Source organism: Paenibacillus sp. CAA11 (assembly GCF_003060825.1).
GTDB lineage: Bacteria > Bacillota > Bacilli > Paenibacillales > Paenibacillaceae > Fontibacillus.
Map to the genome: position 1 here is coordinate 4,004,465 of NZ_CP028922.1, position 15,101 is coordinate 4,019,565.

15 protein-coding genes are annotated in these 15,101 nt (G+C 49.6%); 2 read left to right on the forward strand and 13 right to left on the reverse strand.

Features of this window, described 5'->3' with window-relative positions:
* Nucleotides 1-89: 89 nt before the first annotated feature.
* On the forward strand, nucleotides 90-713 hold the full coding sequence (locus tag DCC85_RS18810) for a LysE family transporter (RefSeq protein WP_108467959.1): 624 nt from the start codon (nucleotides 90-92) through the stop codon (nucleotides 711-713).
* Here DCC85_RS18810 and DCC85_RS18815 read toward each other — a convergent pair.
* Nucleotides 710-2,122, reverse strand: coding sequence for an amino acid permease (locus DCC85_RS18815; RefSeq protein ID WP_108466942.1), 1,413 nt, complete (start codon nucleotides 2,120-2,122; stop codon nucleotides 710-712). The two genes, DCC85_RS18810 and DCC85_RS18815, sit on opposite strands and share 4 nt — an antisense overlap.
* A 305-nt stretch (nucleotides 2,123-2,427) precedes the next feature.
* Between DCC85_RS18815 and DCC85_RS18820 the strand changes: the two genes are divergently transcribed.
* Nucleotides 2,428-2,988 carry a type II toxin-antitoxin system PemK/MazF family toxin gene (locus DCC85_RS18820; protein ID WP_108466943.1) on the forward strand — a complete coding sequence of 187 codons (561 nt, stop codon included), beginning with the start codon at nucleotides 2,428-2,430 and terminating at the stop codon, nucleotides 2,986-2,988.
* A 453-nt stretch (nucleotides 2,989-3,441) separates the two neighbouring features.
* Here DCC85_RS18820 and DCC85_RS18825 read toward each other — a convergent pair whose 3' ends face one another.
* The 12 genes from DCC85_RS18825 to DCC85_RS18880 form a co-directional block, all read right to left on the reverse strand.
* The gene (locus DCC85_RS18825; protein WP_108466944.1) at nucleotides 3,442-4,026 is read right to left on the reverse strand and encodes a TetR/AcrR family transcriptional regulator; all 585 of its coding nucleotides are present in this window, start codon (nucleotides 4,024-4,026) and stop codon (nucleotides 3,442-3,444) included.
* Nucleotides 4,019-4,759 carry an MBL fold metallo-hydrolase gene (locus DCC85_RS18830; protein WP_108466945.1) on the reverse strand — a complete coding sequence of 247 codons (741 nt, stop codon included), beginning with the start codon at nucleotides 4,757-4,759 and terminating at the stop codon, nucleotides 4,019-4,021. The genes DCC85_RS18825 and DCC85_RS18830 overlap by 8 nt, the downstream gene beginning before the upstream one ends.
* 81 nt (nucleotides 4,760-4,840) lie before the next feature.
* Entirely contained in the window at nucleotides 4,841-5,845 is a 1,005-nt protein-coding gene (locus tag DCC85_RS18835; protein ID WP_108466946.1) for a GGDEF domain-containing protein, read from the reverse strand.
* 230 nt (nucleotides 5,846-6,075) lie between these two features.
* Nucleotides 6,076-6,711 carry an NAD(P)-dependent oxidoreductase gene (locus DCC85_RS18840; protein WP_108466947.1) on the reverse strand — a complete coding sequence of 212 codons (636 nt, stop codon included), beginning with the start codon at nucleotides 6,709-6,711 and terminating at the stop codon, nucleotides 6,076-6,078.
* Nucleotides 6,712-6,806: 95 nt separating this feature from the next.
* Nucleotides 6,807-7,562 (reverse strand): MerR family transcriptional regulator, encoded by a 756-nt coding sequence (locus tag DCC85_RS18845; RefSeq protein ID WP_108466948.1) that lies wholly within the window; start codon nucleotides 7,560-7,562, stop codon nucleotides 6,807-6,809.
* Nucleotides 7,563-7,711: 149 nt separating this feature from the next.
* Nucleotides 7,712-7,969: a YqkE family protein gene (locus DCC85_RS18850; protein WP_108466949.1), complete on the reverse strand. Its 258-nt coding sequence runs from the start codon at nucleotides 7,967-7,969 to the stop codon at nucleotides 7,712-7,714.
* A gap of 26 nt (nucleotides 7,970-7,995) precedes the next feature.
* Nucleotides 7,996-9,234, reverse strand: a complete 1,239-nt coding sequence (locus DCC85_RS18855; protein WP_108466950.1) for an MFS transporter — start codon at nucleotides 9,232-9,234, stop codon at nucleotides 7,996-7,998.
* Nucleotides 9,235-9,451: 217 nt separating this feature from the next.
* A complete protein-coding gene (locus DCC85_RS18860; protein ID WP_234414236.1) occupies nucleotides 9,452-10,684 on the reverse strand; it encodes an MFS transporter in 1,233 nt (410 codons plus the stop codon).
* Entirely contained in the window at nucleotides 10,681-11,130 is a 450-nt protein-coding gene (locus DCC85_RS18865; protein WP_234414237.1) for a MarR family winged helix-turn-helix transcriptional regulator, read from the reverse strand. The genes DCC85_RS18860 and DCC85_RS18865 overlap by 4 nt, the downstream gene beginning before the upstream one ends.
* Nucleotides 11,131-11,252: 122 nt before the next feature.
* The gene (locus DCC85_RS18870; RefSeq protein WP_108466952.1) at nucleotides 11,253-13,487 is read right to left on the reverse strand and encodes a PAS domain S-box protein; all 2,235 of its coding nucleotides are present in this window, start codon (nucleotides 13,485-13,487) and stop codon (nucleotides 11,253-11,255) included.
* Between the two features lie 167 nt (nucleotides 13,488-13,654).
* A complete protein-coding gene (locus tag DCC85_RS18875; RefSeq protein ID WP_108466953.1) occupies nucleotides 13,655-14,587 on the reverse strand; it encodes a manganese-dependent inorganic pyrophosphatase in 933 nt (310 codons plus the stop codon).
* A gap of 111 nt (nucleotides 14,588-14,698) precedes the next feature.
* On the reverse strand, nucleotides 14,699-15,094 hold the full coding sequence (locus DCC85_RS18880) for a DoxX family protein (RefSeq protein WP_199909941.1): 396 nt from the start codon (nucleotides 15,092-15,094) through the stop codon (nucleotides 14,699-14,701).
* Nucleotides 15,095-15,101: the final 7 nt, after the last annotated feature.

A 15,101-nucleotide genomic window follows, 5' to 3' on the forward strand; every position in this document is an offset into this window, starting at 1 on the left:
CATCTGCAAGATTCCCATTCAGCAGATTCTATTTGAAGCCCTGTCCGAATAAGCTGTACAAGTATATTGCCAAATGTGTAGGGGGAGTGCTGATGGTTCTGTTAAGCTATGTGCTGCTCGGTCTTTCCTTGTCAGCTCCAATCGGCCCGATCAATGCCGCTCAGCTCGACAAAGGAATCCGGGGTGGCTTCATGCCCGCTTGGCTCGTCGGATTGGGCGCTGTGATGGGCGACATCATCTATATGATCCTGGTATATTTGGGAGTGGTCCATTTCCTGGACACCCCCTTCATGAAGTCCTTCCTGTGGTCCTTTGGTTTTTTTATCCTGATTTATATCGGAGTGGAGAGCCTCTGGTCTGCCCGCAAAATTACACTTAAAGAAACGCGCAGCAGCGAGCCGCTATCTAAGTCCTTCTTCGCCGGCCTGTTTATGTCCCTGTCCAATCCCATGTCCATTCTATTCTGGCTGGGTATTTACGGCTCCGTACTCGCCCAGACGGCGACGACCCACGATACTCCCGAGCTCATTCTCTTCAGCTGTGCTATTATTTCAGGCGTCATTCTCTGGGATGTAACCATGGCAACCTTCGCCAGCGCCTTCCGCCGCTTCCTGACCGTAAGAGCTCTAAAGATCATTTCAGCAGGTTCAGGCCTCTCGCTGATCGGCTTTGGCCTTTACTTCGGATATCAAGCCGCTCTCCTGCTCTTCTAGTGGGCAGGGCGCTTATTGGATCTGATCGCTACCCGCCTCTTCGGTACGGTCTTGTCCGGCTTCTTCTTCTTCCAAACTGTAAACTGAAGCAGAACAGTAATCCCGCCGATTAGTAGAACAAAAATCAGGCTGCCCCATAGTCCGGGGCGGCTTGTTCCATGAAACAGTGTTCCCGCAACCGCGAGCAGAATCAGTGCCATCCCGGTAAATCTCATGATTTGGCCGAGGAGTTTCAGCTCAAGCAGCTTACCAGCCGTAAACAAGATAAACAGCCAGTTATACAGCAGCATTAATCCGGCTGCGGTGGTTACATATTCGTAGATTTTTCCTGGCATAGCCAGCGCCAGCACGATCGAGGCGATAAGGCCGACAGCTGTAAGGCCGATGGCAAGCAGGGGCAGCTCTTTCTTCGTTACCTTCTTAGCGAACACCGGTGGGGCATCGCTGTCCTCTGCTAAAGTAACCAGCATGGTCGTTACAGCATATAGCGAGGCCACCATCGTAGAGAAGCCGGCAATAATAAGAACTCCATTGAAGACATGTGGAATAAATGGAAGCGCATAGCTGCCCAGCGCCGTAATGAACGGGCTCTTCTTCGGATCAAAAGCGCTATAGGCAACCATGGTTACGGCTAACCCCAAGGACAACACGTACAGAATGGTAAGTGTGATGAGCATGATGAGCATGATTTTACCCGCCATCGGCGCCTGCTCCGGCTTCTTTAGCCGCAGTGACATGAGTCCAAGCACCTCAATGCCGCCATACGCATAGAAAGCATAAATAAAAGCGGCCCACAAGCCGGTAAAACCATGCGGCAGCAGCGCACCTGCTGTATGCGGAAATTCCGGCCGGTGCCCTCCGCCGCGAATCCAGCCGAACAGGGCTGCAGCGGCGATCACGATAAACATTAGAATCGCTGCAATCTTGATCACCGATAAAACATTTTCAATGGAATCGAACAGCTTATTTCCCACCAGAATAACAATCAATCCCAAGACAGCGTACCCTGCGGCAAATATCCACATCGGAATCCCCGGGAACCAGAACCTCGAGAAGATGGATAAAGCCGTAAGCTGGCTGCCCATAATCAGAAGCTCCGAGGCCCAGTAAACCCAGCCGCTGCTGAAGCCGGCCCATCTTCCAAAAGCCCGTTTGGCATAAGACCGGAAGGAACCCTTCTCCGGGTGATCAGCTGTCATTTTGGATAGAACATCAAACACCGTATAAGTTCCGAGCGCTGCAAGCACAAATCCCGCTAAAATAGCTGGGCCTCCGATATGAATAGCAAGGGCCGACCCGAGAAAGTACCCCGTTCCGATTGTACATGCTACTCCCAAGAGTGACAGCTGCCACCACTTCAAATCCCCTTTTGTCTCCTGAGTCCCCGAACTCCCGCATTGACTGGACATACCCCAATCTCCTTTCTTGCTGCTTGTAAGAGGTAAAATCTATACATACATGGTTCAGACATCTCTAGTGTTGGGGCTTTTTCGGTTTTTTTATGTGCCTGGTACCTCGTTAGGGTATATTTAACAATTTTGCCTGTCGGCTCCGTATGTTTTATGATAGAACTAAGCATACTAATTTTTTTCTCCCTATTTGTTTAACAGGCCTGCTATATAGTGTAAAAATGAAATATGTTTGTTATTACTGCACATGTATATTCACCATATTCCTAGAGAAACGGTAAAGAGTTGCCTTCGGGGAGGATACAATGAACGATAAACAACATCAAACAAACACAAGTCGCCCACCCGTTCGCCGGGATCGTTTGACACAGCAGAAGAAGCTGAAGGAAGAGCAAATATTAGCCTGGAAACCTGTCAAAATTCAGCTGGCCCACCAGTGGATCGATAACGAAAAAACACAAATGGGTCGGAAAATGGTAAGGGGTGCGGTTCATTTTTGCAATTTTGGGGAAAATATCGGTTGTGAACAGAATGAGGAACGTCCGGTGGTCATCATTTCTAACAATACAGTCAATTCAACCTCAGGCAATGTGTTGGTGATCCCGCTGACCAAGAATTTAAAATCCAAGACGAACTTCAAAACCGGCCAAGCCGTTGTTACTCGTGAAGGGCTGCCCGTTCCCCGCTTTCAGAGCCATTATTTTCTGTTCAAACACAAATACGACTTTCTGGCCTATGATTCCGCAGCAAAAACGGAAGAAACGACGTCTGTCAGCAAAATCCGGCTGAAGGAGCACCTTGGAAATTTAGACGAGGAAGACATAAATCGGCTTGAAAATCGGGTGAAATGGACCTTTGGCCTTTAAAAAAAATCACAAAATATCCTTGACAATAACTTACGAAAAGGTTACTATTATGCCAAGAGTTATTACGTGATTTGCTAATTATGTCATCCACCTCGTCGTGGATAAAGTCACACGTTATACGTGTCTTGAGTCTGAAGAAGGAGCCTAGCGCTCCTTTTTCCTGTTTATTACTGTATTTTTATTGTTATATAGATTGAACTAAAGTTTACATTGATCTTTCTATATTTAACTGCCTAATACGGCCCTGTAACATTCATTTCTTTAGTTCATTCTATATATTAGGAATAATATTTAATTTTTCACGATAGGATTATAATATGTCGCTCACCGAGGTCGTGAGCAAAGTCACCCCGCCATGCTAGCCTGACGGGGATTATTTGTGTCCGGACCTTCATCCTCTTACAAAACTTCCACTTGTTTTTCTTTTACCCCTCTGAATATTTCTTAATCACGTTATTCTTGCTTGTCCGATAGAAGACTGGCTTGGCGAAGCCCTCCCAGGTAGGCCCGCAGCGAGAAGCGCAGGCTCTCCAGCAGGTCAAGCGGAATGCCAAAGCCCCCTTTCCCCTCCAGTGTGGCAAATCCGTGCAGCAGGCTGCGGAAGCCGCGAACCGCATGAATGGAAGCTTCACCGGTAAGGCCTGTATCCTGCAGCACGCGCAGCGTCAGCTCCAGAATCCGGTCTGCGGCCTGCTCTAAGTCCGTGTCCTGCGCATCGGGTGCCCGCAGGGTGGCCTCATACAGCCCGGGGCGCTGACTGGCGAAGCTGAAATAGGCTTCGGCCAGCGCAAAGGCCGCATGCTCCGGCGTGCTGGCCGAAGCGGCCTCATCCATCCGCGAATACAGCTGCTCTAGACCGTGGACGGCCAGCTTCCGGCGCAGCCCGCTTAGCCCGTCCACATGGTTGTAGAGCGAAGGAGAGCGGATGCCCAGCTTCTGGGCGACGAGCGCCAGCGTAAGCGCGTCTATGCCATGCTCGTCGGCAAGCTCCGCCGCCGCCTGCAGCACGGCCGTCTGATCCAGGCCGGCCCTAGGCATGGGAGCCGCCTTCCTTCGCGGCGGCCGCCTGCAGCTTCCGCTCGGCAGCTGCGATGGCCCTGTCCATCGCCGCGAGCGGATCAGGCAGCAGCCGGCCGTGGCCGACGGCCAGCACGGACGGCTTCAGCGCGCGGAGCCTGCGCGCCGAGCTCAGCGCGGCCTGCTTGCTCCACGTAGCCATCGCCGGGAACGGGAACAGCGGCCGCAGCTGGCCGCTGACGGCGATGCCGCCGCGCAGCTGGAAAGCGTCGCCCGCGATGAGCGCCCCGCTGCGGGTGTCCAGCAGCGCCATGGAGCCCGGGGTATGCCCGGGCGCGAGAATCGCCTGCAGAGAGCCGATGCGGTCACCGTCCGAGAGCAGCCGATCCGGACGGCTCTGTATCCCCTTCGGCACGCTTCCGCGGATAGGCACCTGCTCTTCTTGCGGGTCCAGCGAGCTGTCCCCGGCGAGCAATCTCGCATCCCGGGCAGAAATCGCAAGCTGAATATCCGGGTGTGCAGCCTTCAAGGCATCAAGCGCCCCTACATGATCACCATGAGCATGGGTCAGGACGATGCGGGTTAGAGGCTTGCCTAGCTGGCTTGCGTAGTTCAGAATCGGAGCCGCACTGAAGGGCATAGCGGCATCGATTAAGGTAAGACCGTCCTCTTCCTCGACAATATAGCAATTCACAGGAAATAAGCGCGGCATAAAAGCTAGTTGATGAAGCTTGGAATAACAGGTTACCTTCATAAATTAAGCCTCCTCGGCAAAAAAACTAATGTGGTTAGTTTTGATTATAACTAATCACATTAGTTTTTGTAAAGCCTCTTGTTATCTGACATCATCACCATCCACCGCCGCCGCTGTGAGCGCTTGAAGTTGAACCTCCTTCTTACTGCTCTTCTGGCGGTACATTTCCTGATCCGCTTCCAGAAAGAGCTCTTCCATCCTCCCTATAGATTGCGTGGTCCAAGCGCAGCCCACCGACATATCCATGGAGAAGCCAATTTCCTCGGAAGGATAAGCGGCAATCCTTTGGCGAATGGAACGGATCAAGCTCTCGGCCTGTGCTTGAGTTCCGTCCAGAACAAGAACAGAGAACTCATCTCCTCCTATCCGGCTGATGATCACATTCTCCGCTGCGAACTCTTTCAGTAAACGGGCTGCCTCCTGAATGTATAGGTCCCCGCGCTGGTGTCCATAGGTATCATTCACTCTCTTCAGATTATCCATGTCGCATAGAATAAGAGCGAGCGGCAGGCATTCCTCCTCGTTGTATCTCTTCACCAGTTCTTCATAATGTTCCCTGTTATGTAAGCCTGTCATTCCATCGTGAGAAACCCTATACTGCATGCGCGTCTGCTCCAGAATACGCTCATGCACATTCCGCAATATGCCCTGAACTGCATACAGCTCCCCTTGATGATAAACAGGGGTCCTATATTCCTCATACCAAACATAACAACCTTCATGATTACGAATACGATAAATTAAAGGTTGGTTGAAATCAAAGCTGTGAGCATCAATCCCTGCAATTCTCCCCCGATCTTCAGGGTGCAGCAGAGAGAGAAACAAGCCTGCATCATCAAGCTTCTCGGTGCAGGGCTGATCTCCCAGCAGTCTATCTAACGGTGGACAGGCATAGCGAAGCCGAGGAGTTGGCTGCAGCTCAAGAAAATATAGCATATCCCGTTCACTGGCCACCCACCCAGCTATTAATTGTTGTGATTTTCTGAAGCTCTGAAGCGGTTTGACCGGAACCTGTCTTCTAAGCTGAGCCAATCCAAAACCTGCTCCAACGGCCGCAAGTCCAAGCAAAAACTCCCATACCAGCATGATCGTCACCCTCTGGATATTAATCCATTCTTATAATCAGCTCATCTTTACTTATTCGAGCAAGCAGCAAAAAGTCCTTGTTTCTACATTAAAAAAATAAGAAAAAAGTCCTACGAAAAAAGTCGAAAAAAAGACGATAGCGTTGCTTAGGAAACCATGAATTCAAAAAGAGCAGCCCCCAAGTCATCATATTGATGACACGAGAACTGCCCCTTTTAGAACCTATTTTATTATTTCTCAGACACGACGGTGAACCGTTCACCGATATGCTGCGGATTCTCAATCTCATCAACGACTGCGACAGCATAATCTTCGTAGCTCACATAGCTTTGCCCCTGCGAATTCACGAGAAGCTGATCCTTACCGCTCTGATATTTCCCCGTTCTCCGGCCCAGAGCAAATTCGGCTGAAGGACTCAAGAATGTCCATTTCAGTCCAGTCGTGCCCTGCAAAATTTCCAAATTCTTAGCTTGATTGGAGGCTGTCGGCTTGAACATATCCGGGAAATCAGGCGTATCGATCACCCGCGTTGTCTTCGCCTCGTCTACATAAAGACTGCCGGCGCCGCCTACCACAATCAGCCTAACTTCCGTTCCTGTTAGTGCCTTGATCAACACATTTCCTGCATCCACATGCAAGTATTCCTTCCCCGCAGGTGCGCCGAAAGCATTAATGACAACATCGAACGAACGCAAATCGTTCTCGGTGAGGTCAAATAGATCCTTCTCCAGCACCGAAGCTTTAATACCAGCAACTTTAGAGGCGTCCCTAACAATCGCTGTCACCTCATGCCCTCGGTTCAAAGCCTCCTGAACAATATTCTTTCCTGCCTTCCCGCTTGCTCCAATCACTGCAATGTTTGCCATCGTATGATTCCTCCTCATGATTTGAACGTAGGAGGCAATTGCTATGCCACCACCTGTAATCATTATAGTTACAGGTGGTGGCATATGTCAACCTCTTACAAGCGGTCGCAGTAAATATGCATAGCTTCTCTTAAGAAAGCAGCCAGTCCCGTCTTATGCCGATCTATGTTCCGGGTAAACCGCTCGTCTTGTACATAGAGATCGCCAAGTCCGCGAAAGATCTCCGGCGTACAATCGTAGAAGTTGCTTGTGATCTGCTCTCTGAGCTCTCTAACCGCTTCCTGCACTTCAGGGTCAGCCGGTCCCCTGTCCATTGCCGCAATAACACGCTGATACAGCCGCTCAGTCTCTAAAGTCAGTCTCTCCCAATCCCCCGGTGTATAAGCACCGGTACGCTTCTCTACCTCATCCATCATCTTGCCGCCATATTTCCTGCGCGCTTCCTCCGCATATTTGCGTTTATGCTCTTCAATAACGGTCATATCAAAGCCGTCAAACATTTCTTCACTCTTCATCAGGGTTTCTCCTTTCATAGAACGGAGGGTCTTATCGACGGTCGCAATTAGCTGTTCGAGCCGCTCCTTCTTCCTAACAAGCAGCTGTCTGTGATTCTGTAGAGCAAACTTGCGGTCAAAGCTTGAGCTGTCCAGCATCTCCTTAATCTCTGCCAGCGGGAAGCCGAGCTCCCGGTAGAAGAGAACCTGCTGCAACTTTTCCAGGTCTGCCGCTGAGTAATACCGGTATCCCGCAGGGCTCACCTGCTCAGGACGGAACAAGCCGATCTCGTCATAATGATGCAAGGTGCGGATCGTTATTCCGACCATCTTCGCTACTTCCTTTACTCTGTACATCCTTACTCCCCTCCTGCTATTCCATCCTAAACTCTAACGCTGCGTTAGAGTCAATCTTTTCTTATTGTCCCTCTCCAAATAAAAAACTGCCTCTTAGTTATCAAGCCTTTTGGCTGTTAAGAGACAGTTTTTTATGTAACAAAGAATGGTTATTTAAACTTCTTCCAATCTTGAGTGCTGTTGTTCAGCAGATGTTCGAAGTCGTTCTCCAGCCGCTTTTGTTCTGCCTTCCTGGCCTCTTCTTCGGCCTTATGTTTCTCTTCCTGCTTGCGCAGTTCCTCCTGCTTCAGCCCTGCTGCCTGCTGCTTAAGCTTCTCTAGCACCTCAGGGTTCAGCATGTCCTTCAGAGTAGCCGGCTTGTCCGCAGCCTTCTGGCTTACTTGAGGAGCCCCTTTTTTCTTAGCCATCCTCTTCCCCTCCTTCACAATTTCCATTATAAAGCTTGATTTAGGTCCTCGTCCTCGAGTTCAAGCCCCCGGGTCTCACGACCCAATAGCAGCACTGCAGCTGCACCGATCAGAATAACGATAAAGAACATGGTAAAAATCTGAGCAATTGGCATACCTCTGCCAATCAGAACACCTACCAATAAAGGCGCTATAACCCCGCCAATCCGGCCAAATGAAGTGGCAAGACCTACTCCCGTAGAGCGGGCCTTGGTCGGATACAGCTCAGGAGTGTATGCGTACATCCCGCCCCATGCCCCCAAATTGAAGAAGGACAGGCAGATCCCCGCCCCGATCAGCGAAGCTGCTGATGTGGCACTGCCAAACCAGAGCGCACTAACGGCGGTAAGCACCAGGTAGACAACCATCACAAACTTGCGGCCCAGCTTCTCAATGAAATAGGCCGCAGTAAAATAGCCCGGAAGCTGTGCCAGCGTCATGATAAGCACGTATTCGAAGCTGCGTACCAGACTAAAGCCCTTGCTAACCATAACAGACGGCAGCCACAAGAACATGCCGTAGTAAGAAAAGACCACGGTAAACCAAAGAATCCACAGCATGATGGTTGACTTGCGGTGTTCTTTAGACCAGAGCAATGCAATCCGCTGGCCGAGCGGCGACTTCTGCACCGCCTTACGCTTCAAATAGCGCGGTGAATCCTCGATCGCCTTACGCAAATAAATTGCATATAGCGCTGGTACAGCGCCGATAATAAATGCCGCCTGCCAGCCGTAATCTGGAATGATAAAGTAGGCGATCAGCGCCGACGCGATCCAGCCTACAGCCCAGAAGCTCTCTAGCAGCACAACCGCCCTTCCCCGCTGGCTTTGCGGCATCGACTCGGACACCAAGGTAGAAGCGACCGGAAGCTCGCCGCCAAGTCCGATGCCTGCGATGAACCGCAAGGTACACAACACTGCAAAGCTGGCTGCTAGGGCAGATAATCCGCTGGCTGCCGAGAATATTATAAGCGTCCAGAGCAGAACGGCCTTCCGTCCAAACCTGTCTGCCAAAATCCCGGCCAATGCCGCCCCTACTACCATGCCCACTGAGCTGATGCTATTCAAAAAACCTACCTGATACGAACTTAGCGCCCACTCTTTCGCTAATGCTGCAACGATGAAAGAAATCATTCCCACATCCATGGCGTCAAACAGCCAGCTGATGCCTGCGCTGAGCAGCAGCTTGCGCTGCTTGGGCTGTCTAAGTATGCTCTCCCTCTCCATATGACCCTCCTATGCCAAGCCTAAGCACCCCTAGAGTACCCGCTTGTTCCCTTATCGTAAGTGAGTATATTTTACTTCAGAACGCCTATAAACTCCATGATAATGTGATATTTTTCTCTAGTGCTGATAGTCACTATATTTTTGCTTCAGCTTCGTATAAAAAAAGAAGCGGGCTATTTCTCCCGCTTCTTCCGCTTACGATTTACTGTAGCATTTATTATTGTTTGCCTACTTCAATATTCTGCAGCTCGACCGAGCGAACTTTGCCTTTTCTTGAACCCAATCGTCCAACCATAAAAATGACAAGGAAGATCAGCATGACTCCCGAAGCCCAGCGATACATGATAGCATAGCTGGAATGGGAGGCGATGATTCCAAGGAGCATCGAGCCCACAGCCACACCAAAATCAATTGAGTTATAGAACAAGCTGTTCGCCGCACCGTGATGCTCCGGAGTAGTCTCCCGCAGCATCCAAGCCTGGGTCGTCGGCTGAATAGCTCCAAATCCCAGCCCATACAGCAAGGCAGCTGCAATCATGACCGGCATCGTGTGCATAAACGACAGCAGCAGCAGGCTGGCGAATACAATGAAACCTGCCGGAATAAGGACTGCCGCCGGACCTCTGCTATCAAAAATCCGGCCTGACAGAGGGCGGATAATCAGTACGGTAACGGCATTGAATAGGAAGAACAGACCGATCTGATCGAGATGAATCTCCTTGCCGTAAAGGGCTAGAAAGCCCAGCAATCCGCCATAAGTAATAGACAGCATCGCATTCAACAGCGCGGGCAGCACTACCCGCTTGTTGAAGAACTTCGATGAAGCGGCGGATGCTCCGTGCTTCTGTGGCTGCTTCACCGGCTGCGGTGGAATGCTCCGGCTCGCCAGCAGCAGAGGGAAAATAATCACGACTGCAGCGGTGCCCAGCATCGTTAACGTGGTAAAGCCAAAGCCGTCCAGTACAGACAGGCCAATCATAGGTCCTATGGACATGGCAAGGCTGGTGGACAGGCCAAAATAGCCGATTCCTTCACCAAGTCTTTGCTTAGGAATAATCTGCGTAACCAAGGTTGGCATCACCGTGCTAGCCAGTCCAAAGCCGATACCGAATAAGACACGCAGAGCAAGCAGCCATACAATGGATGTAGCATATGAGTATAGAACTGTAGCCAAACCGGCTAGGATCAAACCGCAGAAAAGCACCGTATTCCGGTGAAATTTGCGCATGATGGGCACGGCGGCAAAGCGGGTGATAATGGCCGCAATCGCAAATAAGCTGGTAACCAGGCTAATTGTAAAATCCCCCGGGTGGAACTTATCTTTGGCATAGGTAGGGAATGGGGAAAGCAGCATTTGCAAACATAAGAACAGCAGCAAATAACTGATTGTCAAAATAATAAATGATTTACTCCACAGCCTCTCCAATGTTTCCGTCTTGATGAAAATCACTCCTTCTCTTTATCTAGCAGGTAATCCGCGTTTTGGGCTACCTGGTTGAGCTGCTTCAACAAAAGCTCAAGCTCAGCCTGAGGAATTCCTTCCGTTACCTCCTCCATGACCTGATGCTCAATAGGCTCTGTCTTCTGCAGAACTTCCCGTCCTTTATCTGTAATGTAAATTAAAAATGAACGGCGGTCGGCTTCCCCGCCAATCTTGCGAATAAACCCCTTCTCTTCCAAAGCAATCAGCAGCCGGGTTGTAGTAGGTTTATCTTTGGCGGCGCGTTCGCCAATTTCCTTCTGAATCATCCCGTCCCTCTCACCGATACGAACAAGTACCGACCACTGCTCGGGAGTAATGTTATACTCCTTCAAGCGCTGAAGCAGCAGGTGGGATACCTTACGATACGTAAGTCCCAGGAAAAAACCTAGCGATTGATCCAGTTTATTTCTCAAAACAACACCGTCCCAAATTTTAGTTGTCTAAGCAACTATATATTTTTTTATTATTTTTGTCAATAATAAAGCATCCTCATGACCGTTTAAAACGAGAATGAGGATGCTCCGCTTCACCTAATTTAACCGCAATGTCTGGAGATCAGCTCCGCGAGCGCGGCGCTCTTAACGGGTTTGCTGAGATAATCATCTAACCCTGCTCTCAAGCACTTCTCCCGGTCACCCTTCAGCGCATTCGCCGTAACTGCAACCATGACTGGCACCTTCTCCGCCGGGAGCGTCTCCCGGATTAGCCTCGCTGCCTCCAACCCGTTCATCAGCGGCATTTGAATGTCCATCAGGATTAAATCAAATTGATGGTAGGCAATCTTCTGAAGAACCTCTGTACCATCTTCAGCAATCGTTACCTGATGCCCCAGCTTCTCTAGCATTCGCTGCATCACAAGCTGGTTAATATCGTTGTCCTCCGCCACAAGAATATGAAGTGATTTGGAGGCTCGCGCCTGCTCTGATCCATTCTCACCCTTTAAATTCTGCTCCAAATTCTGCCCGGGTTCCTTCTTAAAAGTTACGGTAAACATAAATCGACTTCCTCCCCCATTACGAGGTTCTACCCAAATATGGCCGCCTAGAAGACCTACGAGTTTCTTGGTTATCGCTAGACCCAATCCAGTGCCTTCACTCTTCCGGCTCATAAAGTGATCTATGCGTTGAAAAGGCTCAAACAGATAGGGCACTTTGTCATCAGGAATTCCAATCCCTGTGTCCTCTACTTCGATCTCAAGAGCCGCAGAATTCAAATCCTCACTCCGCAGCTCAACTAAGACCTTCACGCTGCCCGTAAACGTAAATTTAACCGCATTGCCCACCAGGTTGACCAGAATCTGCTTCAGCTTATCAGGATCACCTATCAACCTGTCCGGCACAGATGGGCTCACAGAAGACATCAACTGCAGCCCCTTCTCTTCCGCCTGTGCGAAGAGCATATCCATCGTCTCCAGCAGACAGTTCCTTAAGCTAAAGCTCTCTTCCAGCACCGTAGTTCTGCCGGATTCAATTCTAGAGAAGTCCAGAATATCATTGATAATATTCAGCAGAGTATCTCCGCTCTTGCGAATAATCTGTACATATTCCTGCTGCTGCAGATTCAGCTCCGTCGTCTCCAGCAGCAGATCAGTCATACCAATCACCCCGTTCATCGGAGTTCTAATCTCATGGCTCATCATCGCCAGGAATTCGCTCTTCGCCCGGTTCATATTCTCGGCAGCTTCTTTAGCGTTCAACAGCTTTTTCTGCTCCGAAATGTCTTTAGCGATTATATAGACGCCCACCTTCTCATTGGCGATAATAATCGGCGCAATACTGGTCAGAACCTCGGTTGAATATCCGTCTTTATGAAGAATCTGATCGATAACCTGTTCTTCCTCAGACTCGTATGGATCTGTTATAATGCAGCGCCAATGTTCATTGCCTACATAATGCGACAGGCTTGTCCCCGACATCTGCTTCGCCGTATAGCCGGTCAATCTTTCAGCCACTTTGTTTGTATTAATAATGTTGCCCTGAAGATCCAGCGAAAAAATGGCGTCATGATTGTATTTCTTCAGAGAAGTATAGCGTTCCACAGTTTCCTTCAGCTGATGCTCTACCTTCTTGCGCTCGGTCACATCCTGAATAGTTCCATTCATGCATATCGGATTCTGCTGCTCATCCACCGAGATAATTCCCCGGATATGAAGAAACCTGATTTCGCGGCTGACATGAATATAGCGAATGACAGTATCCAGCTGCTCAAGCTGCTGCAGTGCTTCCTCAATCTGCTGGATGAACCGCTCCCGGTCCTCCGGAACAATCACGGGCAGCAGAAGCAGCGGGTCCACATGCTCATCGCTCAAATTTAGACCGCATATTTGATTAATTTGGTGAGAGATCCAGATCTGCTTCTTCTGAATATTCCACTCCCAGCTTCCCACCTTGGAAATATCCAGCGCTTCCTCCATCACCTCTTCACGTTTCTTGTGGTCTGTAACTTCCCGGAAAAATGCAAACCATTCCTGCCTGTCCTCTGTCCAATGAAGCGAGGCTTCAAACCACAGATAATGGCCGTCCTTATGGCGCACACGGAATTTGGCCAGATTTCCCGCTTCTTGATCTATCCCTTCATGAAAACGCTCTATATCATTTGGATGGCAGTAATCGGTATTTGGTCTGCCTATGATCTCCTGAGGAGAATACCCCAGCACTTCTTCAACCGATGGGGTCACATATAAGCACATGCCATCGGCTTTGCAGTAATACCCAATATCCCGTCCGTGCTTAAGTAAATCTAGAAGTAAGAAATTCTGTTTGTTTATCATCCTTAAGCCTCCGTTTTTGCCAAAATGATAGTTGTTCTAAATTTGTCACATAATTAAAGGTTTTGTCTAAATTATTAACAAACTCAACTGGCAAGTCAATTGCAAATAACAAAAAACCGCCGATCAGAAATCGGCGGCCTCTAGCTTTGTTCAGCTGATAATATAAATTACATCTTGTTGAACGTATCTGTTAAAATAGGTACAATTTGCGATTTGCGGGATACTACGCCTTTAAGAAGGGCTTTGTTGTTTTGAAGGGACACATTATAAGCCTTCTCCACTGCAGTGGATTTCTCACCCATAGCGATCCCTACAGAATCATTATTCAGAATGTCTGTGATGACAAACAGGAACAAATCCAGTCCCTTGCTGGAGATGATTGCCGACAACGCAGTTTCCAGCTCCTCCTGGCGGCTGAGCACATCGTTCACATCCACTGCATTTACCTGTGCGATCTCAACCTTGCTTGAGCCCATTTGGAACTCTTTCGCGTCAAGTGCCACCAGCTCTGCAATCGACTTCTTGCTCAGGTCTGCACCGGCCTTCAGCATGTCCAGTCCATAGCTATCCGCATCCACGCCAGCAATCTCCGCAAGCTCACGCGCAGCCTTGACATCCTCTTCCGTGCAGGTTGGCGACTTAAACAGCAAGGAATCCGAAATGATGGCAGACAGCATTAATCCAGCGATAGATGCAGGAATTTCTACATCGTGCTCCTTGTAGAGCTTCTTCAGGATCGTAGCTGTGCAGCCGACAGGCTCGGCGCGGTAATAGAGCGGTCCGCTAGTCTCAAAGTTGGCGATACGATGGTGGTCAATAACCTCAATAACGCGCACCTGGTCGATATCGTTCGCACTCTGCTGACGTTCATTATGATCGACAAGAATAACTTCCTTCACTTCGTTTGCTACCGTATCAACCAGCCGAGGTGCTGGGGTCTTAAAGCGGTCAAGAGCAAACTGAGTTTCCCCGTTGACGTTGCCAAGGCGAACTGCCTCTACCTGCATGCCGAGCTGTGTCTTCAGATGTGCATAGGCAATCGCGGAACAAATTGTATCCGTGTCTGGATTCTTATGGCCGAAAATTAGAACTTTTTCCATTCCTTACTCCCTCACTTGGTCATATTTTGGCGAGACAAGTATATCGTATGCGCCGGTTTCCAAGCAAGATTATACCCCAAAAACAGGATGAATCCCACTGACCAAACGGTCTTACTCTTCAGAGGAAGAAGATTTAAACAGCCGATCCGCCGCCACCCACGGGCTGCCTGTAATCAGGAGCGCCACTGACAACACTAGCAGGGTCAGCTCAAATTCATAGCCGCCGACAAAGCCGGCCGCAAGTCGGGCAGTCACGATTGCCCCGACCATAATGACAGCAAACAACGCTGCAACGATGCGGGTCCCAAGCCCCAAAATCATAGCTACGCCGCCAATCACTTCAATTAAAGCGGTCGCATAGGCCACAAAGCCGGGAACCCCGAGGCTGTCAAAGAAAGCTACAGTATTCTCAATTCCATTCTGAAATTTGGTAATGCCATGTGCCAGAAATACTGCACCCAGAACTAATCTTAACAGCAAGAGCCCAATTCCATAATTTCTATTCACAAGCACG

Excerpts from the sequence above, each read along its gene's own strand:
- DCC85_RS18815 (WP_108466942.1), bottom strand. The coding sequence starts at position 2,122 with ATGTCCAGTCAATGCGGGAGTTCGGGGACTCAGGAGACAAAAGGGGAT.
- DCC85_RS18820 (WP_108466943.1), top strand. The coding sequence starts at position 2,428 with ATGAACGATAAACAACATCAAACAAACACAAGTCGCCCACCCGTTCGC.
- DCC85_RS18825 (WP_108466944.1), bottom strand. The coding sequence starts at position 4,026 with ATGCCTAGGGCCGGCCTGGATCAGACGGCCGTGCTGCAGGCGGCGGCG.
- DCC85_RS18830 (WP_108466945.1), bottom strand. The coding sequence starts at position 4,759 with ATGAAGGTAACCTGTTATTCCAAGCTTCATCAACTAGCTTTTATGCCG.
- DCC85_RS18835 (WP_108466946.1), bottom strand. The coding sequence starts at position 5,845 with ATGCTGGTATGGGAGTTTTTGCTTGGACTTGCGGCCGTTGGAGCAGGT.
- DCC85_RS18840 (WP_108466947.1), bottom strand. The coding sequence starts at position 6,711 with ATGGCAAACATTGCAGTGATTGGAGCAAGCGGGAAGGCAGGAAAGAAT.
- DCC85_RS18845 (WP_108466948.1), bottom strand. The coding sequence starts at position 7,562 with ATGTACAGAGTAAAGGAAGTAGCGAAGATGGTCGGAATAACGATCCGC.
- DCC85_RS18850 (WP_108466949.1), bottom strand. The coding sequence starts at position 7,969 with ATGGCTAAGAAAAAAGGGGCTCCTCAAGTAAGCCAGAAGGCTGCGGAC.
- DCC85_RS18855 (WP_108466950.1), bottom strand. The coding sequence starts at position 9,234 with ATGGAGAGGGAGAGCATACTTAGACAGCCCAAGCAGCGCAAGCTGCTG.
- DCC85_RS18870 (WP_108466952.1), bottom strand. The coding sequence starts at position 13,487 with ATGATAAACAAACAGAATTTCTTACTTCTAGATTTACTTAAGCACGGA.
- DCC85_RS18875 (WP_108466953.1), bottom strand. The coding sequence starts at position 14,587 with ATGGAAAAAGTTCTAATTTTCGGCCATAAGAATCCAGACACGGATACA.